Origin of the sequence: Halolamina pelagica (assembly GCF_001307315.1) — an archaeon.
GTDB classification, from domain to species: domain Archaea; phylum Halobacteriota; class Halobacteria; order Halobacteriales; family Haloferacaceae; genus Halolamina; species Halolamina pelagica_B.
On the sequence record NZ_LGUC01000001.1, the window covers coordinates 1,304,066 to 1,326,319 of the forward strand.

23 protein-coding genes and 7 pseudogenes are annotated in these 22,254 nt (G+C 69.2%); 22 read left to right on the forward strand and 8 right to left on the reverse strand.

Annotated features, from left to right (window positions below):
- Positions 1-95 precede the first annotated feature (95 nt).
- The 3 genes from SY89_RS06875 (at position 96) to SY89_RS06885 (ending at position 2,114) form a co-directional block, all read left to right on the forward strand.
- A complete protein-coding gene (locus SY89_RS06875; RefSeq protein ID WP_054583656.1) occupies positions 96-1,274 on the forward strand; it encodes a thiolase domain-containing protein in 1,179 nt (392 codons plus the stop codon).
- Positions 1,271-1,642, forward strand: a complete 372-nt coding sequence (locus SY89_RS06880) for a Zn-ribbon domain-containing OB-fold protein (RefSeq protein ID WP_054583657.1) — start codon at positions 1,271-1,273, stop codon at positions 1,640-1,642. The genes SY89_RS06875 and SY89_RS06880 overlap by 4 nt, the downstream gene beginning before the upstream one ends.
- Positions 1,643-1,835: 193 nt before the next feature.
- Positions 1,836-2,114, forward strand: a complete 279-nt coding sequence (locus SY89_RS06885) for a YgaP family membrane protein (RefSeq protein WP_054583658.1) — start codon at positions 1,836-1,838, stop codon at positions 2,112-2,114.
- Here SY89_RS06885 and SY89_RS06890 read toward each other — a convergent pair.
- Positions 2,098-3,138 carry an alpha/beta fold hydrolase gene (locus SY89_RS06890; protein WP_054583659.1) on the reverse strand — a complete coding sequence of 347 codons (1,041 nt, stop codon included), beginning with the start codon at positions 3,136-3,138 and terminating at the stop codon, positions 2,098-2,100. The two genes, SY89_RS06885 and SY89_RS06890, sit on opposite strands and share 17 nt — an antisense overlap.
- 103 nt (positions 3,139-3,241) lie before the next feature.
- Between SY89_RS06890 and SY89_RS06895 the strand changes: the two are divergent.
- The 5 genes and pseudogenes from SY89_RS06895 to SY89_RS06910 all read left to right on the forward strand — a co-directional run bounded on the left by SY89_RS06895 (position 3,242) and on the right by SY89_RS06910 (position 6,587).
- A pseudogene (locus SY89_RS06895) lies at positions 3,242-3,915 on the forward strand (metal-dependent transcriptional regulator).
- A 2-nt stretch (positions 3,916-3,917) separates the two neighbouring features.
- Entirely contained in the window at positions 3,918-4,280 is a 363-nt protein-coding gene (locus SY89_RS17615; RefSeq protein WP_204374426.1) for a TMEM165/GDT1 family protein, read from the forward strand.
- 20 nt (positions 4,281-4,300) lie between these two features.
- Positions 4,301-4,690, forward strand: a complete 390-nt coding sequence (locus tag SY89_RS17620) for a TMEM165/GDT1 family protein (protein WP_204374427.1) — start codon at positions 4,301-4,303, stop codon at positions 4,688-4,690.
- A 43-nt stretch (positions 4,691-4,733) separates the two neighbouring features.
- Positions 4,734-5,489 carry a LysE family translocator gene (locus SY89_RS06905; protein WP_054583660.1) on the forward strand — a complete coding sequence of 252 codons (756 nt, stop codon included), beginning with the start codon at positions 4,734-4,736 and terminating at the stop codon, positions 5,487-5,489.
- A gap of 51 nt (positions 5,490-5,540) precedes the next feature.
- The gene (locus SY89_RS06910) at positions 5,541-6,587 is read left to right on the forward strand and encodes an NAD(P)-dependent glycerol-1-phosphate dehydrogenase (protein ID WP_054583661.1); all 1,047 of its coding nucleotides are present in this window, start codon (positions 5,541-5,543) and stop codon (positions 6,585-6,587) included.
- Here the strand turns inward: SY89_RS06910 and SY89_RS06915 are convergent.
- Positions 6,584-7,114: an NUDIX domain-containing protein gene (locus SY89_RS06915; protein ID WP_054583662.1), complete on the reverse strand. Its 531-nt coding sequence runs from the start codon at positions 7,112-7,114 to the stop codon at positions 6,584-6,586. The two genes, SY89_RS06910 and SY89_RS06915, sit on opposite strands and share 4 nt — an antisense overlap.
- A gap of 338 nt (positions 7,115-7,452) precedes the next feature.
- Between SY89_RS06915 and SY89_RS06920 the strand changes: the two genes are divergently transcribed.
- Positions 7,453-8,058 (forward strand): DUF420 domain-containing protein, encoded by a 606-nt coding sequence (locus SY89_RS06920; protein ID WP_054583663.1) that lies wholly within the window; start codon positions 7,453-7,455, stop codon positions 8,056-8,058.
- Positions 8,059-8,134: 76 nt separating this feature from the next.
- Entirely contained in the window at positions 8,135-8,818 is a 684-nt protein-coding gene (gene nth / locus SY89_RS06925) for an endonuclease III (RefSeq protein ID WP_054583664.1), read from the forward strand.
- A gap of 7 nt (positions 8,819-8,825) precedes the next feature.
- Here the strand turns inward: nth and SY89_RS06930 are convergent.
- Positions 8,826-9,304, reverse strand: a pseudogene (locus tag SY89_RS06930) (DUF7321 family protein).
- Positions 9,305-9,407: 103 nt separating this feature from the next.
- Between SY89_RS06930 and SY89_RS06935 the strand changes: the two are divergent.
- From SY89_RS06935 to SY89_RS06965, 8 genes and pseudogenes are all read left to right on the forward strand, one after another.
- A pseudogene (locus tag SY89_RS06935) lies at positions 9,408-10,241 on the forward strand (DUF7319 domain-containing protein).
- A gap of 98 nt (positions 10,242-10,339) precedes the next feature.
- On the forward strand, positions 10,340-10,771 hold the full coding sequence (locus SY89_RS06940; RefSeq protein ID WP_080506621.1) for a plastocyanin/azurin family copper-binding protein: 432 nt from the start codon (positions 10,340-10,342) through the stop codon (positions 10,769-10,771).
- Complete coding sequence (locus SY89_RS18200; RefSeq protein ID WP_080506622.1) at positions 10,684-10,974, forward strand: plastocyanin/azurin family copper-binding protein; 291 nt, start codon at positions 10,684-10,686, stop codon at positions 10,972-10,974. The genes SY89_RS06940 and SY89_RS18200 overlap by 88 nt, the downstream gene beginning before the upstream one ends.
- Positions 10,974-11,363: a DUF7318 family protein gene (locus SY89_RS06945; protein ID WP_054583665.1), complete on the forward strand. Its 390-nt coding sequence runs from the start codon at positions 10,974-10,976 to the stop codon at positions 11,361-11,363. The genes SY89_RS18200 and SY89_RS06945 overlap by 1 nt, the downstream gene beginning before the upstream one ends.
- Positions 11,364-11,366: 3 nt before the next feature.
- Entirely contained in the window at positions 11,367-12,167 is an 801-nt protein-coding gene (locus tag SY89_RS06950; protein ID WP_054583666.1) for a cytochrome b, read from the forward strand.
- Positions 12,168-12,171: 4 nt separating this feature from the next.
- A pseudogene (locus SY89_RS06955) lies at positions 12,172-12,927 on the forward strand (cytochrome b family protein); the annotation flags it as partial.
- 53 nt (positions 12,928-12,980) lie between these two features.
- Complete coding sequence (locus SY89_RS06960) at positions 12,981-13,268, forward strand: DUF7315 family membrane protein (RefSeq protein WP_463467449.1); 288 nt, start codon at positions 12,981-12,983, stop codon at positions 13,266-13,268.
- A gap of 108 nt (positions 13,269-13,376) precedes the next feature.
- The gene (locus SY89_RS06965; protein ID WP_053947605.1) at positions 13,377-13,646 is read left to right on the forward strand and encodes a DUF7314 family protein; all 270 of its coding nucleotides are present in this window, start codon (positions 13,377-13,379) and stop codon (positions 13,644-13,646) included.
- Positions 13,647-13,964: 318 nt separating this feature from the next.
- Here SY89_RS06965 and SY89_RS19815 read toward each other — a convergent pair.
- The 3 genes and pseudogenes from SY89_RS19815 to SY89_RS06980 form a co-directional block, all read right to left on the reverse strand.
- Positions 13,965-14,404 (reverse strand): annotated as a pseudogene (locus SY89_RS19815) (DUF7313 family protein).
- 24 nt (positions 14,405-14,428) lie between these two features.
- Positions 14,429-15,136 carry an NAD(+)/NADH kinase gene (locus SY89_RS06975; protein ID WP_054583668.1) on the reverse strand — a complete coding sequence of 236 codons (708 nt, stop codon included), beginning with the start codon at positions 15,134-15,136 and terminating at the stop codon, positions 14,429-14,431.
- Positions 15,137-15,205: 69 nt separating this feature from the next.
- Entirely contained in the window at positions 15,206-16,522 is a 1,317-nt protein-coding gene (locus tag SY89_RS06980; protein WP_054583669.1) for a M28 family peptidase, read from the reverse strand.
- A 104-nt stretch (positions 16,523-16,626) separates the two neighbouring features.
- Here SY89_RS06980 and SY89_RS06985 point away from each other — a divergent pair, with 104 nt between their 5' ends.
- Together SY89_RS06985 and SY89_RS06990 are read left to right on the forward strand one after the other, a co-directional pair.
- Positions 16,627-17,898 (forward strand): NAD(P)/FAD-dependent oxidoreductase, encoded by a 1,272-nt coding sequence (locus SY89_RS06985; protein ID WP_054583670.1) that lies wholly within the window; start codon positions 16,627-16,629, stop codon positions 17,896-17,898.
- Positions 17,899-17,948: 50 nt separating this feature from the next.
- Positions 17,949-18,728, forward strand: a complete 780-nt coding sequence (locus tag SY89_RS06990) for a DUF7839 domain-containing protein (protein WP_054583671.1) — start codon at positions 17,949-17,951, stop codon at positions 18,726-18,728.
- Here the strand turns inward: SY89_RS06990 and SY89_RS06995 are convergent.
- On the reverse strand, positions 18,725-19,006 hold the full coding sequence (locus SY89_RS06995) for an amphi-Trp domain-containing protein (protein ID WP_054583672.1): 282 nt from the start codon (positions 19,004-19,006) through the stop codon (positions 18,725-18,727). The two genes, SY89_RS06990 and SY89_RS06995, sit on opposite strands and share 4 nt — an antisense overlap.
- A gap of 48 nt (positions 19,007-19,054) precedes the next feature.
- The gene (locus tag SY89_RS07000) at positions 19,055-19,741 is read right to left on the reverse strand and encodes a J domain-containing protein (protein WP_239685531.1); all 687 of its coding nucleotides are present in this window, start codon (positions 19,739-19,741) and stop codon (positions 19,055-19,057) included.
- A gap of 149 nt (positions 19,742-19,890) precedes the next feature.
- Between SY89_RS07000 and SY89_RS07005 the strand changes: the two are divergent.
- Both SY89_RS07005 and SY89_RS07010 read left to right on the forward strand, forming a co-directional pair.
- A pseudogene (locus SY89_RS07005) lies at positions 19,891-21,691 on the forward strand (S9 family peptidase).
- A 90-nt stretch (positions 21,692-21,781) separates the two neighbouring features.
- Positions 21,782-22,230 (forward strand): annotated as a pseudogene (locus SY89_RS07010) (pyridoxamine 5'-phosphate oxidase family protein).
- Positions 22,231-22,254: the final 24 nt, after the last annotated feature.

Genomic DNA, 22,254 nt, shown 5'->3' on the forward strand with positions numbered 1-22,254 from the left:
TTCGAGCCTGGAACCGGCGCGGGAAGGGCTTGCCGGAACGCGCCTGCGCTGTCGACTCCGGCAGGCCTTTAGCTGAACCGTGCCAACGGCTGGGCATGACTGGCGTGCGCGTAGCCGGCGTGGGACTCACTCACTTCGGCTCGCACCCCGACCGAACCGGCCGCGACTTGTTCGCCGAGGCGGCGCTGAACGCGCGGGAGGACGCGGGCGTCCCGCTCGACGACATCGAGCAGTTGAACGTCGGCAACTTCGCCGGCTCGCTGCTCGAGGAGCAGGGCCACATGGCACCGCTGCTGGCCGAGGCTGCCGGCCTCGACTGTCCGGCGACGCGCTACGAGGAGGCCTGCGCGTCGGCGGGCGTCGCCGTCCGCGAGGCGGTCCGGACCGTCCGCTCGGGCGAGGCCGACGTGGTGCTCGCCGGCGGGATGGAGCGCATGACCAACAACGACACGCCGGAGACGACAGAGGCGCTCGCGATCGCCGCCGACGAGCTGTTCGAGATCCGCGCCGGGGTCACGTTCCCCGGGGCGTACGCGCTGATGGCGACGGCGTACGCCGACGCGTTCGACGTGGACGAGGACGAGCTGAAAACCGACCTGGCGAACGTCGCCTCGAAGAACCACGACAACGCCATCCCCAACGAGTACGCCCAGTACCAGCGCGAGATCAGCGTCCAGCAGGCGCTCGATGCGCCCCCGGTCGCGGAGCCGCTGGGGCTGTTCGACTGCTGTCCGGTCACCGACGGCGCCTCGGCGATCGTGCTCGTGAGCGAGGAGTACGCGGCCGAGCACGACCTCTCGGCGGAGGTGGCGGTCGTCGGCACCGGCCAGGGCACCGACCGGATGGCGCTGCAGGATCGCGAGTACCTCGCCCGCACGCCCGCGGCCGACGACGCCGCGGCGATGGCCTACGAGGAGGCGGGCATCGACGCCACGGACGTGGATCTGGCGGAGGTCCACGACTGCTTCACGATCGCGGAGGTGCTCGCGATCGAGTCGCTCGGCCTCTACGAGCCGGGCGAGGGCCTCGGCGCTGCGCGGCGCGGTGAAACGCGAGCGGACGGGAAGCGCCCCGTCAACCTCTCGGGCGGCCTGAAGGCGAAGGGCCACCCCGTCGGCGCGACCGGCGGCTCACAGATCGCTGAGATGACCCGGCTGCTCCGGGGTGACCACCCCAACAGCGACCACGTCGCGGACGCCGAGGTCGGCGTCACCCACAACGCGGGCGGGACCGTGGCCTCTGCAGTGGTTCACGTCCTGGAGGTGGCAGAATGAGCGACGCCGGCTTCGACGAGTGGCTGCACGCGTTCGCCGCCGAGGACGGCTACTACCTCGAGTGCGCGAACGGCCACGGGCTGCTGCCACCGCGGCGGATCTGTCCGGACTGCGGCTCGACCGAGTTCTCCGAGGAGTCCCTGCCCGAATCGGGCACGGTCGCAGCGGTCACGACCGTCCACGTCCCGGCGCCGTCGTTCGACGCCGACGCGCCGTACGACACCGTCGTCGCCGACTTCGGCGCCATCAGGCTGACCGGCGTCGTCGACGCCGAGCCGGGAACGGTCGAGATCGGCGACGACGTCGAACCCGCCGTGGGTGCGAGCGAGACCACCGGGAACGACGTGCTGATGCTGCGTCCGGTGTAGGCGATCGTCGAAGACAGACGGGGACCCAAGTATCGGTTCGGGGCGCAGTGTCGGATCCGGCATCGGAGCTGAAAGCGGGGGGGTGGCTGACACCTTCGACGACCATGGTCCCCGACGCGGCGGTCGTTCCTCTCGGCTGCGCAACAGCTACCTGCTTTATCTATCGAGAGCCCGTAGCTGTAGGGGAGAGATTATGCAAAAGAACGTCGGAGGCACTGACCGCATCGCCCGGCTCGTCCTCGGCCCCGCCCTGATCCTCGCAGGAGTCGCTGGCTATGCCGGCCTGTTCACCCTCGCAGTCGGCCCGCTACCTCAGGCACTCACCGCCGTGGCCGTGTTCCTCGTCGGGGCCGTACTGCTGGTCACTGGACTCGTGCAAAAATGCCCGCTGAACCGGCTCCTCGGGTTCGACACGCTCGGCCAACAGCGAGCCGAGGGGGCGGACGACCCGACAGTTACGAATCGGAAGTAACCGCGTCCTCGGCGTCGGCCTCGTCGGCGTCGTTCTCGACTGCCGGCTCCGCGTTTTCGCTCGGATCGTACTCCCGAACCACCGAGTAGTCGTCGGGGAGCTCGCCGTCGAGCACGTAGTTCAGGAACGCGTCGGCGCGCTCGACGTGGGGGAGCAGCTTCGCGCGGTCGAACACGAGCAGTTCGGCGCCCGCGTCGCGGGCGAGCGCCTCGCCCTCGGCGACCGGGGTCATCTCGGTCTCGCGGCCCCAGACGATCGTCGTCGGCACGTCGAGGGCGGCGAGCGTCGCGCCGAGATCGCGGTCGGTGTCGAGGTCCCCGGCGAGGAAGCCGGCGGGGGCGAACCGCGCGTTCTCCTGGTGGGCGGTTCGCCACTCGTACTCGGCCCACTCCTCGTCGGGGCCGTCCGGGTCGGCGTAGCCGTGGTCGGCGTTGAAGTAGTCGATCGCGGGCTTGGAGGTGACGGCGTTGAACAGCGCCTCGCCCACCAGCGGCGCTCGGACCAGTTCACGTACCCACGTCCCGCCGCCGGGCCCGGTGGTGGTCGTCGGGCAGACGAGCACGAACCGCGAGACGGGGACGGTTTGGGCGGCCTCGGCCGCGTAGGCGGCCGAGAGCGAGGAGGCGATCACCGCCGGCCCCTCGTCGTCGCCGAACTCGCCGAGGAACGACTCGACGAACGCTTCGTACAGCGCCGCGGAGTACCGAACCGGCGGCCGATCCGAGCGCCCGTAGCCCGGGAGATCCGGCGCGATCACGTGGTACGATTCGGCGAGTTCCTCGAACACCGCGCGCCACTCGCCCGACGAGCCGGCGGCGTTGACCCCGTGGAGGAGGACGAGATCCGGATCCGCCGGATCCCCGGCCTCGGTGTAGGCGACGTTCATGCCGCGCCAGCGGTAGGTGCGCTGCATCCCGTCGAGCGCCGGTGGGAGGTCGCCGGCGTCGCGTCGGAGGAGGGCGTTCGTGGCCGCGGCGGCGCCGATGCCGAGAGTCGCGAAGCTGAGGGCGCGTCGGAGTTTCATTCAGCGCCAACTACGTGTTCCGGGTGCTTAACTCCACAGTTCCCGGCCGCGGCCCGGCGGTTCGACCGTGGTTCTTTTGACGCGGTGAAACGTAGCGTTCGACATGCTAAGTGACGCGATGGAGGACTATCTCAAAGCGATATACGTCCTCCAACGCCAGGAGGGGCCCCCGTCTCTACCTCTGCCGTCGCGGAGTATCTCGACAAGACGTCGCCGACGGTGACGAGCATGATGGAGAAGCTCGACGAGCGCGGGCTGATCGACCGCGAGAAGTACCGCGGCGTCGAGCTCACCGAAGAGGGCCAGACGGTCGCGCTCGAAGTGGTCCGCCACCACCGCCTGTTGGAGGCGTATCTCGCCGAACATCTCGACTTCGACTGGACCGAGGTACACGACGAGGCGGACACGCTCGAACACCACATCAGCGAGGACCTGGAGCGCCGGATGGCCGAGGCGCTCGACGACCCTGCCGTCGACCCCCACGGCGATCCGATCCCGACCGAGACGCTCGAACCGGTCGACGAGGCGGCCGGCGAGCGGCTGAGCAGTTTTGCCGTCGGCGATCGGGTCGTCGTCTCCCGGGTGCACCACCGCGAGCAGGACGAACTCGACTACCTCGCGGCGGCGGGGCTCACGCCGAACACCACGATCGAGATCGTCGACGTGGCCCCGTTCGGGATGGTGACGGTCCGCCTCGCGGACGGCGACGAGCAGAGCCTCCCCGAGGACATCGCTGACGCGATCCGAGTCAGGTCGGCGACGGAGGAGGTCGCCTGAGCGTGCCGGGGGCGATCGCGCTGCCGCTACAGTCGGGGCTGGACGCCGTCGTCGGTCGCTACGCCGAACACGGGCCGCTGGCGGCCGCGTTCCTGGCGAACCTGCTCGCCACGTTCGGCGACAAGGGGCAGTTGGTCGTCATCACGCTCGCGACCCGGTACGACGCGAAGAACGTGTTCGTCGGCGCGATGGGGGCGTTCGCGCTCTGGTCGGCGCTCGAAGTCGCGTTCGGCCAGTACGTCGTCTCGATACTGCCCGCGGGCGTGGTGACGCTGCTCACTGGGGGCTGTTCATCGTCTTCGGGGTCTGGACCGCTCGATCGTCGATCCAGGGGTTCCGCGACGGTGACGTGTCGGAGTCCCTAACGTCGGGCACGGGTCTCGACATGGGGCTCACCGGGATGATCGTCCCGGACGCGTTGCTCGCGCGGATCGGCCGCTACGGCGGCCTGCTGACGGGGTTTCTGTTCGTGCTGTTCGCCGAGTTCGGTGACAAGACCCAGCTACTGACGATCAACCTCGCGGCGACGTTCCCCGACGCGCCCGTGTCGGTGTTCGTCGGCGTCGTCGGCGCGCTGGCGCTCCGGACCGGCGTCGACGCCGTCATCGGCGAGCGAGTGGAGGCCGTACTGCCGACACACTACATCGAAGCCGGCGCCGCCGTCGTCTTCCTCGCGTTCGGGGCCGTCGTGCTCGGCGCGCCGACGGTGGTGCTCTACGCCGCGATCGCGGCGCTGGCCCTCGCAGCGATCGTCGGCGTCTTGCGCCGCCGGTGAGGAATCAGGCGGTTTTTTCGCAGTTCCTGCCCTCCCTCCGACCGTGATCGATGTCGTTCCGTCGCTCGTCGCCGGCGCCGCGTTCGGCCTCGCCCTCGCGGCGCCGCCGGGCCCGATGAACGCAGTCATCGCCGAGGAGAGCGTGCTCCGTGGCTGGGCCGCCGGGCTGAAAGCCGGGCTCGGCGCGGGGCTGGCCGATTTCGTCTTCTTCCTGCTCGCGCTGGCCGGGGTGGTCAGCGTCGTCCAACAGTACCCGACCCTCCAGGGCGTGCTGTTCGGGGTCGGCGGCTTGCTGATGATCTACTTCGCCTACGGCGCCGCGAACAGCGTCAGGGCGACGTTCGCGCCGTCGTCGGTCGGCGACGACGCGGTCGGGACGGACGGCGAGGGAGGCGCCGACGCCGACGCGACCGACGACACGGGCGCGCCGGTCGACCTCGGCGAATCGACCGGGTTCCGCCGCGCGTTCGTGCTCGCGCTCACGAACCCCTACCAGATCCTGTTCTGGCTGACCGTCGGCGTCGGGCTGCTCGACCCCGGACGGTTGGACGTGCTCGCGGTTGTCCCCTTCGTCGGCGAGGCGCTGACGGGCGTGTTCGTCGTCGAGACGGGCAGCCCCGCGCTGATCGTCGGCCTGTTCGGCGGGATCGCCCTCTGGCTGGCCTGTTTTCCGGCCGCGCTCGTCCAGGCCGGCCGCCGGGTCGACTCGTTTGCCCCCGCCGTCGCCGCTCTCAGTGCGCTGGTGCTCGGCGGGTTCGGCGTCAGTTTCCTCCTCGAAGCGTGGCGCGTGCTCGCCTGATCGGCGACGACTGACGAACCGCTTTTCACGACTGCACCCGACCTCCGGTGCATGTTTGACAAATCGAAGTGGATCCGGCTCCCCCGGAACGTCGTCGTCGGCCACGGCATGCTCGACGAGCTCGGTGCCGCCGTCGGTGAGCTCTACCTCACCGGTACCCCGCTGATCGTCACCAGCCCCTCGCCGAACCGGATCGTCGGCGACCGCGTCCGCGACCAGCTTCCGGCGTCCGAGACCGTCGTCGTCGAGGAGGCGAGCTTCGCGCAGGTCCAGAAAGTCATCGACGCCGCCGAGGACGCCGAGGCGGGCTACCTCGTCGGGCTCGGCGGCGGCAAGCCCATCGACACCGCGAAGATGGCCAGCGACGAACTCGGCGTGGGGTTCGTCTCGGTACCGACCGCCGCGAGCCACGACGGGATCGTCTCGGGCCGGGGCTCGATCCCGGAGGGCGACACTCGGCACTCCGTCGCCGCCGAGCCGCCGCTGGCGGTCGTCGCCGACACCGAGGTGGTCGCCGACGCGCCGTGGGAGCTCACGACCGCCGGCTGTGCGGACATCATCTCGAACTACACTGCCGTCGCGGACTGGAAGCTGGCCAAGCGACTGAAAGGCGTCGAGTACTCCGAGTACGGCGGCGCGCTCTCCCAGATGACCGCGGAGATGCTGGTCGACAACGCCGACCTGATCCGGCCCGGCTTGGAGGAGTCGGCGTGGATCGTCGTGAAGGCGCTGGTCTCCTCCGGCGTTGCGATGTCGATCGCCGGCTCCTCGCGGCCGGCCTCGGGCGCCGAACACCTGATCTCCCACCAACTCGACCGGATCGCCCCCGGCCGGGCGCTTCACGGCCATCAGGTCGGCGTCGCGTCAATCATGACGGCGTACCTCCACGACGGGCCGGGCGGGCTGTGGCAGGACATCCGGGCCGCGCTCGATAGCCTCGGCGCGCCGACGACGGCGGCGGATCTGGACGTGAGCGAGGCGGAGCTGCTGGAGGCGATGACCAGCGCTCACGAGATCCGTGACCGCTACACGGTGCTGGGCGACGGCATCACGGAGAAGGCGGCCCGCGACGTGGCCGAGACGACCGGCGTCATCTAGAGCGGGAGGTCCGTCACGCCAGCGTATCGCAGGGGTTCTGGAAACTCGGCCAGCCACGCCGCCTCGTCGACTCCGTCGTCCCGCGGCTGTGGCTCCCCGCGGAGGTGTTCGGCGTCGAATACGACGATGAGCCGTGGGAGCGGGGGCCGATCACCCCCGTCGGTCACGTGGACCGCGCGTTCAGCGCGCAGGAGGCCGGTCAGCCGGCACTCGACGCCAGTCTCTTCGTACGTCTCACGGCAGGCAGCCGCGCCCAGTGACTCCCCCGGCTCCTGCTTGCCCGCCGGCTCGGACCAGCCACCGTGGTCGGTTTCGCGGACCATCAGGGCCTCTGTCGTCCCACCACACTCCCGGCGAACCCACGCGCCGGCGCCGCCTATGGTTCCCGCTGCTGCGCGCTCGGCGGTGGCGTCGTATGTCGCGGTGTCGACGTGCCATTCGGACTTCTGTACGGTGATTGGCCCCCACCGCTCCTGCAGCCGTACGACGGCGTCGTCGACGGCACGGGCTGCCTCTTCGGTGTCCACACGTGGCCGCTCGTAGTGGTTCGTGAAGAATCCTGTCGATGGTCGGTAGTGAAACGTCCCCGAGCGTGGAGCGAGCGCTCGGGAACTGAGAACCGCCGCGTGACCTGTCCTTGGGGCACGCGGCGAGAGTGGTCGGCCGGGCCGGTGGCGCCAGTCTGCCGCGCCGTGGGGGCCACCCCGTCGCGGCGGGAGTCGGCCCGGCCGACCGGAGACGGGTGCGTCGCCATCACCCGTACGACTGCGTTGCTCGTTATCCGTGATAAACCCCCGGACTTCGGCCCGGCGGCCGCCGGGCCGGAACCCGAACCGCCTTGTCGCTTCGGACCCTGCGCTCGCGTATGCTGGACCCCCTCCGGTCGCGCGCGCGGGATCGGCCGCTGGCGACCGTCGCGGTGCTCTCGGTGCTCGGGTACGCGCTGGTGATCGGGACGTTCGCGGGCGCGATCCCCGCGGCCGCCTTTCCCGACCTGACGAACGCGCAGGTGAACCTCTTCTCTCACGCCATCGCCGCGATCAACACCACGGCGACGCTGCTGCTCGTCTTCGGCTGGAAGTGGATCCGCGACGGCAAGGTCGAGAAACACCGGAAAGCGATGGGGAGCGCCTTCGGACTCATCATGGTGTTCCTCGTACTCTACCTGTGGAAGATCGGCGGCGGCGGCACGAAAGAGCTCGTCGGCGCGCCCGACCCGGTGTACTACGCCTACCTGCTGATGCTCGCGATTCACATCATCCTCTCCGTGGTCGCGGTCCCGGTGGTGCTGTACGCGCTGGTGCTCGGGCTGACCCATACCCCGCGCGAACTCCGCGAGGAGACGCCGCACAGGAAGGTCGGCCGTATCGCCGCCGGGTCGTGGATCCTCTCGCTCTCGATGGGCGTGCTGACGTACGTGATCCTCAACTGGATCTACAGCTACGAGTTCGCCGCCGGCACCGGGATGTAGGCCCCGGCGGCACCAAGCGGTTTCGCGGACGACTCCGGACCGAACCGTTCAACCGCCGGGGAACGAAACGCCGCGTATGGGCGAGCCACTCGAACCCCGTCGCGAGCAGGCCGAGACGGTCATCGACCGCCTCGACGCCGAGTACCCCGACTCCACTATCTCGCTGAACTTCGAGACCCGACTCGAACTGCTGATCGCGGTCGTGCTCTCGGCGCAGTGCACCGACGAGCGCGTCAACGAGGTGACCGCGGAGCTGTTCGAGAAGTACCAGTCCGCGGCGGACTTCGCCGCGGCCGACGAGGAGGAGTTGGCCGAGGATATCTATGGGATCACGTTCCACAACTCCAAGGCGGGCTACCTCAAGAGCATCGGCGAGACGCTCGTCGAGGACCACGACGGCGAGGTGCCCGACACCATGGACGACCTTACCGACCTCTCGGGCGTCGGCCGGAAGACGGCCAACGTCGTGCTCCAGCACGCCCATGACGTGGTCGAGGGGATCGTCGTCGACACCCACGTCCAGCGGATCAGTCGCCGACTCGGGCTGACCGAGCAGGAGCGCCCCGAAGCGATCGAGACGGATCTGCTCGACGTGGTGCCGGAGGCGCACTGGCAGCAGTTCACTCACCTGTTGATCGACCACGGGCGCGCCGTCTGTACCGCCCGGAACCCCGACTGTGGCGACTGCGTGCTGGCCGACATCTGCCCCTCGGCGAAGGGCGACAGCGAGATCGATCTGGCCAGCGGCGAGGCGTGGTGACCGTGGCTCAGAACACGTAGTCCATCAGGAACCGGTAGATCCCGACGAGGTACGCCAGGATCCAGAGGATCAGATAGCCGAACACGCCGACGCGGAGCCGTCGACGCCACCCGCTCATGTTCTCGTGGAGCTCGCCGATGTCGGCGTCTGGATCGGGGTCGCGGTAGAGATCCGCCGCTCGTTTGGCCTGGAAGATGCGCACGATCCCGGTAAGCGCGACCACCAGCAGCGCGTAGGCTTGGAGGCCGAGGAAGGCGTGTAACGCCGCCAACCCCGTGAAGCGGCCGAACAGCCGGGGAGCATCCACAGGAGTATCGGCGCCGTCGTCAGCACGAGCCCGGTGAGGACGAACTTCAGGTGATGCACCAGGCGATCCCACGTCATCACCTCCGTCTCGATCGCGTACCACGCGCCGTAGAGGAAGAAGGGGAGGCTGAGCGTGACCGACACCGCCGCGAGCGTCGCGGCCGTCGACTCCGAGACCATTCACCGAGAGTTGGCGCCCGCCCTGCCTAAAGGGTACGACTCCGGCGCGTCGCCAGTGGGCCGCTCGCGAAGCGCTTAACGGCACGCCAGTCCAACCTCGACTATGGCCGACCCCTCCGACGACGACGCTGCGCCGGGGCGGACCCGCGCGGACGCCGACGACCGAGCGGCCGCGAGCGACGAGGCCGCCGACGGCGACCGCGAGTCCACCGATCTCGACGCGCTGCGTGAGGAGGTCGAGGAGAAGTACGACTTCGACGAGTTCGGCCCCGCGGACATGGCCGAGATGGAGCGCGAGGAGTGGGAGGCGGTGTTCGACCCGGACACGTGGATCACGGGGCGGAGCTGATCGACCGGGTCGAACAGGATCTCGAAACCCGGATCGCCACCCGGGAGGTGTTCGCGCGACTCGAACGCCACCCCGGACCGGACGGCGACCGGCTGCTTGCGTACTCCGACGAGGGGTACGCCATCGTCAACCCCGACGGAAGCGTCGAGGGGAGGGGACCGTACTCCGGGACGTGGAGCCGACGGTGGCGCTGTGCTCGATGGAGAAGTACGAGGTGGCGACGCCGCCGGAGAACCCGAGTCTCCCCGACCCGAGGACGTGGAGTCCGGCTCCGGCCAGCTCGGCAACAACATGCTTCAGCTGATCGCGGCCGCCCAGATTCTCGCCGGGATCGGGCTGATGGTGGGATCGCTCGTCTGGGACCTCCAGCCCGACGTTCCGCAGGGGGGTGTGATCGGTCCCGTCGTGGGACTCCTGTTCGTGGCGATCGGCGTGTTCCTGTTCGCCGTCGTCGCGAACGCGCGGCTCTCGGACCGGTTCCGCGCGGCGGAGTACCGCGACCGACTTCGGGCCGTCGACGAGGCCGGCGAGCGCCCGGAGTTCGTCCCACAGCTGAGCGACGAGGCTGACGAGGACCGGGGCGACTGATCGGCGGGCTGCATCGGCGCCGTCTTTCGGTCAAGACGCCCCTGCTGGGTGGCATGAAACGGTGGGTTTAAGCGCTGGCCGTCCCACCTTTTGGCCGTATGAAGAGGCGGGATTTTCTCCGAGCGACAGGCGGCTCCGGCGGTGCCGTCGCCCTCGGATCGGGGGTCGCAGCCGGGCAGGAAGGCACCGGCACGGCCACCGGGACGGAGGGCGGCGGTGGCGGCGGGACCACACACACTGTCGACATGACTGACAGCCTCGTTTTCGACCCCGCGGAACTAACCATCGAGGTCGGCGACACCGTCGTCTGGGAAAACGTCGGCTCGGTCGGGCATAGTGTGACGGCCTACGAGGACGGCATTCCGGAAGAGGCGGAGTTCTTCGCCTCCGGTGGCTTCGACGCCGAACAGCCAGCACGGGACGCGTACCCCGAACAGGGGACATCCCCGGCGGCGAGAGTTACGAGCACACGTTCGACACCCTCGGCACGCACGAGTACTTCTGTATCCCCCACGAGAGTGTGGGGATGATCGGGAGCATCGAGGTCGTCGAGGAGATCGAAGCCTCCGGCGGCGGCGGGGAACGAGAGCTCCACGAGATCGGCGCGCCGATCCACCCCCACTGGGTGGGTGCGGCGACGATCCTGATGATGTTCGTCAGCCTCGTGTTCACGTTCTACGTCCTCAAGTACGGCGAATCACCCAACACCGGCAACACTGGAGGTGGTGACTGATGTCGACGTCAGGCTCCACCTACGGTGACATCCACCGGTACGAGCCAGCGCGTGAGAGCACGGCCGCGGCGATCGCGATCGTGCTCCTGACGCTGCTGGAGATCGTGTTCGTGTTCATGTTCTCCTGGGGGCTGGTCTCCGGCTGGGGACTGACCGCCGACGGGAACATGTTCCTCGGCGGTCTGCTCGCCGCCGTGTTCATCGATCTGGCGTTCATCCTCGCCCTCTACCGGAAGGAGTTCCTGCCGGACGTGATGGTCGTCAAGAAGCGCCGACGCAAGTGGGAGGACCTCTACATCCGCGGCGACCAGGCCGACGGCCAACAGTTCGAGGGTGCCGGCGTCTGGGATCAGCTCAAGCGTGCTGTCTACCCGTACTACAAACGATAACCAATGAGCCTCAAAGAGAAAGACGAACACGACCATCTCGGCTGGATGGAGGAGAAGCAGCTCTCCCCCATCGAGAAGGGGTACCTGTTCACCCTCATCTGGCTCGACAAGCGGTTCCGGGTCGTCGACTACCTGGAGCTTCTGGAGACGATGTACTACCGCGTCAACCTCCAGATGCCCAAGAGCCACACCGAGCAGTACAACCTCGACAACAAGTTCTGGTACTGGTACCCGCTGTACGCGCTGGGGTCGTTCTCGACGCTCGCGTACGTCGTCGCCGCCCTCTCGGGCGCGTTACTGGGGTTCTACTACACCCCGTCGGCGGCGTTAGCGGAGACCGGGACCGTCGCCTACTCCCAGATCGCGATGATCATGCAGGACCTCCAGTTCGGCTTCATGCTGCGCTCGATCCACCGCTGGTCGGCGCAGGTGATGACCGCGGCGGTGTTCCTGCACATGCTTCGGGTGTACTTCACCGGCGCGTACAAGGAGCCACGCGAGCTCAACTGGCTGCTCGGGATCGTCCTGATCAGCCTCACGATGGGCTTCGGGTATACGGGCTACCTGCTGCCGTGGGACCAGCTCGCCTACTGGGCGGGACAGATCGGCGTCGAGATGGCGCTGTCGATCCCGATCATCGGCGAGTGGGTCGCCCAGCTGGTGTTCGGCGGCTTCTCGCTCGGCGCACCGACGCTCCAGCGAATGTACATCCTCCACGTGTTCCTGCTCCCCTTCGTGGTGACCTCGCTGATCGCGATCCACATCGCGATCGTCTGGATGCAGGGCATCGCGGAACCCCACTAACACAATGAGCGACGACAACCAACCCGACGCACGAACCGACGGCGGAACCGGCATCGTTCCCCCGGACGACGAGACGCCCACGTGGAGCGAGCGCAAGAGTCGCCGGGCGGGACTCCCCCGTCTCACGTACGAGTACTTCGAGCGGGCCCGCCGCGAGGACCAAGACCTGCGCGAGCAGTCCACGTACGTCGAGCGCGACGTGCTGGGGTTCCCGACGTGGCCCCACGAGCTGATCCGCAACCTCGCGCTGACGAGCTTCTTCGTCGGCATGCTGCTGCTGCTGTCGGCGACGCTCCCGCCCCACATCGGCAACCCGGCGAACCCGAGTTCGACGCCGGCGATCATCCTGCCGGACTGGTACCTCTACTGGTCGTTCGGCCTGCTGAAGCTGGGTGACCTCAACCCCGCCCTCTCGCTGCTTGGCGAGCAGAAGCTGATGGCCGACCGCACGTACGGCGTGCTCGCGAACGTCGTGATCGTCGGCGCCATCGCGATCGTCCCCTTCCTCAACAAGGGGAGCGCTCGACGACCGGTCGAGCAGCCGTTCTGGGCCGCAGTCGGGATGGGTGGCGTGACGTTCGCGTTCACCATGTCGATGCTGTCGATCCAGAACATCATGCCGATGAACGTCAGCCTGCTGTTCGACCTGACGTTCCTGGCTCCGATCGTCGTGGGCGCCATCACCTACGCGGTGCTGAAGACGATGCGGGAGGGGTACATGTACGACCTCAACCGACGCTACTACCGGCTGCGGCCCCCAAATAGGCCGTGGCCGACGACGACCACCGTACCGACGGCCGCGAGGGGCGCGACGTGGAGGTCCCGCTGCGGCTCTACAAGACGGTTACCGTGTTCTCGACGCTGATCGCGGTGTTCGCTGTGGTGTTCGGCTTCCTGTTACTCGACGCCGCCGCGCTCGGGACGGGCCTGCTCCGCCAGCTGGCCCGCTCGGTGCTGGGCGCGCTGTCGCTTTCACCCGCGGACTCGCTTCTCTCCGGGCTGTTCGCCGTCGCCGGACTGCTGTCGATCGCGTTCGGCGCCGCCGTCTACGTGCTCGGTACGCGGTTCAAGGCGACGGAGATGAGCGCCGACCAGGAGTGAGGATCGGTCGACGCCAGTCCCGACCCGTCGCCGGTGCCGATCGCGAACCGACGTTCGGGCGGCCGGGATGGGAAACGCTGAAGAGGGCTCGCGGCCCAAATCCAGGTAATGGCTGACGAGTTCATGAAAGGGTTCGGGCTGTTCAGCGTGGCTGCCCTCGTCTGGATGATCTCCGCGAGCTGGTACCGCACGCCCAGTTTCGAGAGCACCCGACAGCTGGTTGCGGCGCCGCCGGAGGAGCCCGGCACGGTGTTCGACACGCTGGGGATCTTCCTCGGCGACCTGATGTTCTGGACCGCGCTGCTGGGCGCGTTCACGTTCTGGGTCATCATCCCCGCCGGCCGTCAGGCCCGCGAGGCGCTGGTCGTCGACGAGTAGTTTTCCAACGAGTTTTCTCCGGTTCTCAGCCGCCGCCGGCAGTCACGACATCGAGAAGCGAACGCCGCGCCTGCTGCTGTGGCCGAAGCTCACAGAGCGTCATCACTCGGCTCTTGGCTCCCGTCGACGAACAGCGAGTGCCTCCGAGCGAGCACGCTCGCAGTGGCTCGCCGGCTCAGTCGCTGCGTCCGCCCGCGGTGGAGGAGCGTCCCGGACGGGTGAGCCCGTCAGTGGAGCGTCCCCGGCCTACAGGTCGCGTGGACGCCGAAGCAACCGCTACGGTGCTGTCGTGCTCCGTCGAAAAAGCGTCGGCGCCGATCAGACGATCGCTTCCCAGGGCCCCTTGATGACCCAGAACAGGGAGATGTACAGCGCGTACAGTAGCGCGAGAAGCGAGGCGGTGATGGCGCCTTTGGGCTTCTCGATATCCAGGTTGTTCCGGGCCTCGACCTGCCGGGCCTCGAACTCGAAGAGGTCGGCCACGAACGTCCCGACGACGAGCGTGGAGATCACCATCCCGGAGTGTGGTTCGATCACGAGGTACAGAAGCGAGACGAGGATCGCCAGCGAGGAGATCGCTACGTGGGGCGTGTAGCGACTCAGCGTCTCGGCACCCCCTCGGCGGCTCGCTTGTAGCTCCGGAAGGCGAGATGCCGAGTGAGGAGGTTTGCGACGACGAGTGCTAGAATCACGTAGGGGAACGCCCCAGAGATCGACTCGAGCGCCCCGATCGGGACGGCGAACTGCAGTGGGGTCATACCCGCATATCGGCACAGGACGGTTTAGTGCTTTTCCAATTCCGGCGACCCCGCGACCAGCGGCCGGAGGCAGGTGAACTCGTCGACGACGCTGATCTCCACGGGCTCGGCCGGGCCCAGCTGACGGCGCTGTTCGCCGTCGAGGAACAGCGAGACGGCGCCTTCGTCGCGTTCGACCTGTAGCGACAGCGGGCCGGGCACGACCCACGGGCTCGCCCGCGTCGAGAACGGGGCGACCGGAACGACCGAGAGCCCGCCGCCGGGGGCGACGATCGGCCCGCCGGCCGCGCGACCGTACCCCGCCGAGCCCAGCGGCGTCGAGACGACGACGCCGTCGGCACGCACGTCGAACAGGCGCTCCGCTGTGGCCACGAGCGCGTACTCGGAGATCCGGGCCGGCTCGCTGGTCATCAGCGTCGCGTCGAAGACGGCACGGCCGACTCGTTCGCCCTCGACGGCCACGCCGATGACGGGGTGGCTGACGCGGCGGTACGACCCCGCCGCGAGCGCGGCGGCGGCGTCGGCGAGTCGGTCGCGGGTCGTTCCGTGGCGGCCGTCGTCCGCGTCGACCGCGAGGATCGGCCGGTCGGCGTCTGCGAGCGCGGCGGCTTCGACGGCGTCGGCGCCGACGGCGACGACCGCATCCGGATCGTCGTCGTCGAGCGAGAGCGGAGCGAGGTCGGCGTCCGCGCCGCGGAGGCTGACCCGACTGATCGGCGTCGACTGGGTCATGATCGCGTCCTCGGACGGCGCGGGTAAAACGACGGTGGTCTGTTCACGGGACGGTGGCCGGGCGGGTCGCTACTCGAAGTCGTACGGCCAGCCGTTCGTTTTCTTCATGCCGATCGCCTGATCCTCCTCTTTCAGGTAGCCCGCCATCGTCTCGGGCTCCTCGTGAGGGATCTCGACCGAGTCGTCGGCGACCTCGACGACGAGCTCCGTCAGGAGGATCGCCTGTTCGCGCAGGTTCCGGCCCTCCAGTTTGTCGAGCGTGTCCGCGGCGGTGTGGCCCCAGCCGCGGCCGGCCGATTCGGACTTGCTGGAGACCATGTAGCCCGGCACGCCCCAGCGCACGAACGGCCAGTGATCGGAGTGGGGCACCATCCGCGGCACCGTCGCGATCGGGTGGTCGAAGCGCTCGCTCACCCGCGTTGCGGCCGCGTCGAGCTCGTCGAAGCGGTGGGTAGTCAGTTCGAGCGTGCGCTCGCCCATGTTCGAGTCGACGTTCACGATCCCTTTGATCGCGTCGAGGTCGGCGTTCTCGGCTTCCAGCTCCGAGCCGACGAGCCCCACTTCCTCGGCGCCGTAGGCGATGCACTTCACACGTGTGTCGAGGTCGTCCTCGCGGGCCGCGAGCGCGTTCGCGACCTCGACGATCGTCGCCGTGCCGGCGCCGTTGTCCCGCGCCCCCTCTGCGATGTCGTGGGCGTCGACGTGGCTCGAGAGGATCACCATCTCCTCGGTGTCGGGGCCGAGTTCGGCGACCGCGTTCCCGGACTCGGTTTCGGGCGTCTCGCAGTCGACGCGCACGGTCACCTCGTCGCCGTCGAACCGCCGGGCGAGGCGTGCGCCGGTCTCCGCGGAGACGCCGACCGCGGGGATGTCGCCGTAGGGGCCGCCGTCGCTGCCGTTGACGCTCCCCGTCGGCGGGAGCTGGCCGGGGACGTGGTTGGCGTAGACGAACGCCGCAGCACCGCCCTCGACGGCGTACTGGTACTTCTCGGTCCGGTGGATGTAGCGATCGAAGTAGTCCGGCACGTCGGAGGTGGCGAGCACGATCTTCCCTGCCACGTCGTGGCGCTCGAAGTCCGCGGGGAGGCCGGCGCCGAGATCGATCAGCTCCGCGGTCACCTCGCCCTCGGGGCCGCGCGGGAGACCGATGCACTCCTCCTCGGTTTCCGGGGTGGCGATCGAGCTACTGCCCCGCTCCCAGCCCGCGAGGTCGAACGTCTCCACGCGGGCGTCGCGGGCGCCGGCGTCGGCGAACGCGTCGCGCGTGGCTTCGAGCCCCGCCGTCTCCCCGGGCTGGCCCGCCATCCGGTTGCCGATGTCGACGAGCGTCTCGAGGTGGTCCCAGCCGGCGTCGCTCCTGAACGTCTCCGCGATCCAGTCTGCCATACCGCGTCGGTCGCGTGGGAGCCGTTATCACCTGTCGGCTCCGGCCGACTTCGCCGCTTCTCCGGCGGCACCGGAGCTTTGTGGCCGCCGGTCGAACGGCGGGTATGCACACGACCGCTGTCGTCGGCGGCGGGCTCGCGGGGCTGGTCGCGGCTCGCCGGCTCGCCGAATCCGGGCACGACGTGACGCTGTTCGAGGAGCGGGCGGAACTCGGGGGCCGGGTCCGGAGCCGGACCGTCGACGGGTTCACCTGTGACCGCGGGTTCCAGGTGCTGTTCGACGCCTACCCCGCGGTCGAGCGGGAGCTCGATCTCGACGCACTCTCGCTGCGGCGGTTCGCGCCGGGCGGCGTGATCTGCCGGCCCGGCAGCCGGTCGACGCTCTCGGACCCGTTTCGCGACCCGGCAGGTCTCCTCCCCTCGGCGTTCTGCCGGGAGGTCACACTGTCCGACAAGCTCCGAACGCTCCGGCTCCGTCGGCGGCTGACCGGCGCTGACTGGCCCGAGTTCGAGACGCCGGACCGCTCGATCCGTGAGTACCTCCGGGAGGCCGGGTTCTCCGAGAAGTTCATCGATCAGTTCGCCGCGCCGCTGTACGGCGGCATCACGCTGGACCGCTCCCTATCGACCTCCGCGAACGTGTTCGAGTACACGTTCCGTGCGATGTCGCTCGGCAACATCGTCGTCCCCGCGGAGGGGATGGCCGCGATCCCGGCTCAGCTGGCCGAGCGCGCGCGGTCGGCGGGCGTCGACGTACAGGCCGGCGTCGCCGTCAACGACCTGGAGACGGCTGGCCAGGCCGTGACACTCGCCACCAAGTCCGGCGATTGGGAGTTCGACGCCGCCGTCGTCGCGACGGACCCGCCGACGGCCCGCGAGCTCACCGGCGTGGCATCGATCCCGACCGAGGGTGCGGGCGTCGTGACCCAGCACTACCGGCTGCCGGGGCCGGCGCTCGATGCCGGCACGCGGATCATGCTCAACGCCGGCGACGAGGCGCCGAACACCGTCGCCCAGCTCTCGGCGGTCGCGCCGGAGTACGGCGACGGGAGCGACGACGCGCTGCTCGCGGCGTCGTTCGTCGACGACGGCGCGCAGGACCGGCCCGCCGACGAACTCGCGGCCCGGACCCGCAAGGCGCTCTCGTCGTGGTACCCCGAGCGGGACGTGTCGGGGCTGGAGCCGATCGCGACCGACCGCATCCCGTTCGCACAGTTCGCCCAGCCGCCGGGGACCCACGCGCGGCTACCGGACGCCGACGACCCGTCGGGGCCGGTGTATCTCGCGGGCGACTACACACGCTGGTCGTCGATTCAGGGCGCACTGGAGAGTGGGCGGCGCGCGGCGGCCGCCGTCACCGCCGCGTTCGACGCCTGAGTCCCTGACAGGTCGGGCGGTTTATGTGCCAGCCAGCCCACACCCCGGCCATGAGCGACGCGCTGGCGGACAAACGCACCGCGAGTCGGTTCCGGATCCTCGCGGAGATCGCCGACCGCCAGCCGGCGGTGAGTCAGGGGGAGATCGCCGACGCCGTCGGCGTCACGAGCCAGGCGGTCAGCGAGTACATCCGGGAGCTGGTCGACGACGGCCTCGTCGAGAAGGAGGGGCGCTCGCGCTACCGCGTCACCAAGGAGGGCGTCGACTGGCTTTTCCGCGAGGCCAAATCGCTCCGGCGCTACGTCGATCACGTCACCGACGACGTGCTGGAGAGCCTCCAGGAGGACGCCGCTATCGCCGTCGAGGACGTGACCGCGGGCGACACCGTCTCCCTCTCGCTCCGGGACGGTCTGCTCCACGCGGCCCCCGGCGAACAGGGGGCGGCGACCGGCGTCGCGACGACCGACGCCGAGGCCGGCACCGACGTGGGCGTCACGGGGTTCGAGGGCGTCATCGACATGGCGCCCGGCACGGTGACGGTGTATCAGATCCCGCCGGTCAGAGCCGGCGGCAGCCGCGGCATCGACGACGCGGCGCTCGCTGCCGCCTGCGAGGCGGCGGATCTCGTGCTTGCAAGCGGCGTCGAGGCCGTCGTCGCCCTCCAGCAGGTGGATCACTCGCCCGCGGTCAGCGCGGCGGCTGGTGAGGTCGCGGCGGCGGCCGCGGGACGCGGGCAGGAGGTCGTGGTCGCGGTCACGCGCGACGAGGTCGGTCGGGTCACTGACGCGCTCCGGGACGGTGACACCGAGTACGTCGTCGAAGGAAGCTAGTCGATCCGGAGTTCGCCGTCACCCTCGCCGCCGGCGTCGCCTTCCTGCCACTCGATCTCGAACTCGACGCTCTTCTCGGGGCGGTCGGCCGGCCCCTCGCGTTCGACTTTCACTTCGAACGTCGCTCCCTCGGGAGGATCGACCGTCACCGACTCCGAACCGGTCTGGAGGCGCAGTTCGCCCCCGCTCTCGAGGGAGTCGGCGACGCGTCGGAGGTAGTCGGCGATCTCGCTGCGACTCTGGGTGCTCTCAGTCTTGAAGAGGACTTCTTCGGGCATAGTTGGTGTACGGGGCTGGCGGGGATAAACGTACGTGCGGCCGGCGGCTCAGCTCGCGTACTCCTTCGCGGTGGTGTACGCCTCCTGCAGCCGTTTGAACTCCTCCTCGCTGCCGCCCTGGTCCGGGTGGAGCTCCTTCACCTGCTCACGGTAGGCCGACTGCACCTCGTCGGCGTCGGCGTCGCGGCTCACGCCCAGGAAGTCGAACGCGTCGCCGACGGGATCACGCCCGCCGGCGCCGGCCCCCGGATTGCCTCGTGACCCCGTGCCGCTGGAGGGACCAGCGCGAGCACCGCGCGGGCCGGCACGCCGCTCGCGCCCGCGCGAACCGGCACGCCCGCCACGCGGGCCGGCACCTGTGGCTCGACGGCCGCCGCCGAGGCCGAGGTCGAAGGGGAGCCGTCGACCGATCGTGGCCCCAGGCACCCCGTGTTCACAGAGCACGACGTGGGTCGGGCCGTCGACGAGACGGAGGTACGCCCGCGGGTCGAACGTGATCGCGACGTCACGATCCGGCAGGTAGAACGCGATCGTCGTCGTGCCGAGTTGGTAGTCTTCGAGGAACGGCTCGTCGGCTTCGTCGAAGATCTCCCGGAGCTCGGCGCGCTGCTGGCCGAGCCCCCGACCCGCCGCCCGCTGCGGTCGGGGTCGGGGATGTAGCGCTCGCCGAGAGCGAACACGACGGCGACGACGACGGAAGCGGCGACGCCGAGCAACAGCCCGGAGATCAGCCACGACGGGAGCCCGGTCTGAACGGCGGGAAGCACGTCTCCCCGTTGGGCGGCACCCTCTTCAACGACTCTCTTCCGACTCGCCGCCGGCGACTCCGCGAGCCATCACCGGGACCCGAACTACCTTTGTGTCCCACTGCGAACAGGTGACTCGTGACAACGTACGACATCGAGCGGTACCTGAACATCCGGAGCGCCTACGGGGGCTCGTTCGGGCCCGACGGCGAGCGACTCGCGTTCCTGATGGACACCACCGGCACCGCACAGGTCTGGACTGTCGACGGCCCCGGCGAGTGGCCCGTCCAGCGCACGTTCTACGACGACCGCGTGACGTTCGTCGACTACTCCCCGGAGCGGCAAGAGCTGGCGTTCGGCAAGGACCAGGGGGTAACGAGCGGGCCCAACTGTTCACGCTCGACGTGACGACCGGCGAGATCATCAACCGGACGCGCCACCCCGACGCCAAGCACCGCTGGGGTGGCTGGGACAGCGACGGCGAGCGCTTCGCCTTCGCGTCGAACCGGCGGGACCACACGGTGTTCGACATCTACGTCCAGGACCGCGACGCGGTCGGCAACGACGCGGAGCTGGTGTACGAGGGCGACGGCTGGCTCTCGCTGTCGGGCTGGTCGCCCGAGGACGACCGGCTGCTGGTCCACGAGGCTCACTCCAGCTTCGACCACGACGTGCACGTGCTCGACGTGAGTGACGGCGGCATCAGCCACGTCACGCCCCACGAGGGCCGCGCCCGCTACAGCAGCGTCGAGTGGGGCCCGGATGGCGAGTCGCTGTACATGGTCACCGACCACGACTCCGACACGCTCCGGCTCGAACGGCTGGATCTCTCGGCGGGCGAGTTCTCGGTCGTCGAGGACGGCGGCGAGTGGAACGTCGACGGCGTCACCATCGACGAGGAGAGCCGCCGGGTCGCGTACTCGCGGAACGTCGACGGCTACACCGACCTGACGATCGGGGAGCTGGTCGACGCCGACCGGATCGACGCCGTGGAGTCGCCCGAATACCCGGACGGCGTCGTCGGCGGCGTCTCCTGGGGCCCCGACGGCGACCGCTACGCGCTTACGGTCACCGCCAGCTCGGACAACACGAACGTCCACGTGGGCGACGTGCCCACGGGCGAGAGCGAGCGCTGGACTGACGCCGCCACCGCGGGGATCCCCGCGAGACGTTCGTCGAGCCCCAACTGGTTCACGTGCCGAGCTTCGACGGCCGGGAGATCCCCGGCTTCCTCTCGGTGCCGGAGGACGCCGAGGGCGAACTGCCGGTCATCGTCGATATCCACGGCGGCCCGGAGAGCCAGCGCCGCCCCTCGTTCCGCGCGGTGAAGCAGTACTTCCTCAACAACGGCTACGCGGTGTTCGAACCGAACGTCCGGGGCTCCTCGGGCTACGGGAAGGAGTACGCCAGCCTCGACGACGTGCGCAACCGCATGGACTCGGTGAAGGACTTGAAGGCGGGCGTCGAGTGGCTGCAGGACCACCCGGACGCCGACGCGGACCGCATCGTCGCCTACGGCGGCTCCTACGGCGGGTTCATGGTGCTCTCGGCGCTGACGGAGTACCCCGACCTCTGGGCCGCGGGCGTCGACGTGGTCGGCATCGCGAACTTCGTCACGTTCCTCGAGAACACCAGCGACTGGCGACGATCGCTGCGGGAGGCCGAGTACGGGAGCCTGGACGAGGACCGGGAGTTCCTCCAGGAGATCTCCCCGACCAACAACATCGAGAACATCTCGGCGCCGCTGTTCGTGCTCCACGGCGAGAACGACCCGCGCGTGCCCGTGAGCGAGGCCGAACAGATCGTCGACGACGTGCGCGACCAGGGCGTGCCCGTCCGGAAGCTGATCTTCGACGACGAGGGCCACGGGTTCTCCAAACTGGAGAACCGCAAACAGGCGTACTCGGCGGTCGTGGAGTTCCTCGACGAACACGTCTGAGGCCCCACTCGCCGCGGCGGGCCCCAACTCGCCGCCGAAACCCGAGAAACCGGGCGTTTCCTTTTCACCTCGGCTCCCGTACAGGTCGGTATGAGCGCAGATCAGCCCAACGAGATGGACGAGGACGAACGGGACGCGTTCCTGGGATCGGGGGGACAGGCGTCCTCTCGCTCAGCACGCCGAGCGACGAGTCACCGTACGCGGTTCCGGTGTCCTACGGCTACGACCGCGAGACGGGAACGTTCTACTTCCGCCTCGCGGTCACCACCGGGAGCGAGAAGGGCGAACTCGACGACCGCCAGGCGACGTTCGTGACCTACGACCAGCCCGAGGATCGCTGGCAGAGCGTCGTCGCCGAGGGGAAACTGGAACCGACGAGCAAGGAGTCCATCGCGCTCGAGACGCTCGAAGGGCTCGGCAACGTCGAACTTCAGTACGTGGACATTTTCGACCAGCCGATCGAGAGCGTGCCGTTCGAGTTCTACCGGCTCGTTCCGGACCGCATCGGTGCCCGACGGGAGTTACGAACCAGTCGGTAGGGACTGAGAGCGCCCTTACGTGGC

What these genes read in the sequence shown, in the direction of transcription:
- SY89_RS06975 (WP_054583668.1), bottom strand. Translation starts at nt 15,136, where the DNA reads ATGACCCAGTCGACGCCGATCAGTCGGGTCAGCCTCCGCGGCGCGGAC.
- SY89_RS06945 (WP_054583665.1), top strand. Translation starts at nt 10,974, where the DNA reads ATGTCGACGTCAGGCTCCACCTACGGTGACATCCACCGGTACGAGCCA.
- SY89_RS17620 (WP_204374427.1), top strand. Translation starts at nt 4,301, where the DNA reads ATGGGGCTCACCGGGATGATCGTCCCGGACGCGTTGCTCGCGCGGATC.
- SY89_RS06950 (WP_054583666.1), top strand. Translation starts at nt 11,367, where the DNA reads ATGAGCCTCAAAGAGAAAGACGAACACGACCATCTCGGCTGGATGGAG.
- SY89_RS06920 (WP_054583663.1), top strand. Translation starts at nt 7,453, where the DNA reads ATGCTGGACCCCCTCCGGTCGCGCGCGCGGGATCGGCCGCTGGCGACC.
- SY89_RS06985 (WP_054583670.1), top strand. Translation starts at nt 16,627, where the DNA reads ATGCACACGACCGCTGTCGTCGGCGGCGGGCTCGCGGGGCTGGTCGCG.
- SY89_RS06965 (WP_053947605.1), top strand. Translation starts at nt 13,377, where the DNA reads ATGGCTGACGAGTTCATGAAAGGGTTCGGGCTGTTCAGCGTGGCTGCC.
- nth (WP_054583664.1), top strand. Translation starts at nt 8,135, where the DNA reads ATGGGCGAGCCACTCGAACCCCGTCGCGAGCAGGCCGAGACGGTCATC.
- SY89_RS06890 (WP_054583659.1), bottom strand. Translation starts at nt 3,138, where the DNA reads ATGAAACTCCGACGCGCCCTCAGCTTCGCGACTCTCGGCATCGGCGCC.
- SY89_RS06980 (WP_054583669.1), bottom strand. Translation starts at nt 16,522, where the DNA reads ATGGCAGACTGGATCGCGGAGACGTTCAGGAGCGACGCCGGCTGGGAC.
- SY89_RS06940 (WP_080506621.1), top strand. Translation starts at nt 10,340, where the DNA reads ATGAAGAGGCGGGATTTTCTCCGAGCGACAGGCGGCTCCGGCGGTGCC.
- SY89_RS06910 (WP_054583661.1), top strand. Translation starts at nt 5,541, where the DNA reads ATGTTTGACAAATCGAAGTGGATCCGGCTCCCCCGGAACGTCGTCGTC.
- SY89_RS06880 (WP_054583657.1), top strand. Translation starts at nt 1,271, where the DNA reads ATGAGCGACGCCGGCTTCGACGAGTGGCTGCACGCGTTCGCCGCCGAG.
- SY89_RS06875 (WP_054583656.1), top strand. Translation starts at nt 96, where the DNA reads ATGACTGGCGTGCGCGTAGCCGGCGTGGGACTCACTCACTTCGGCTCG.
- SY89_RS06995 (WP_054583672.1), bottom strand. Translation starts at nt 19,006, where the DNA reads ATGCCCGAAGAAGTCCTCTTCAAGACTGAGAGCACCCAGAGTCGCAGC.
- SY89_RS06990 (WP_054583671.1), top strand. Translation starts at nt 17,949, where the DNA reads ATGAGCGACGCGCTGGCGGACAAACGCACCGCGAGTCGGTTCCGGATC.
- SY89_RS06885 (WP_054583658.1), top strand. Translation starts at nt 1,836, where the DNA reads ATGCAAAAGAACGTCGGAGGCACTGACCGCATCGCCCGGCTCGTCCTC.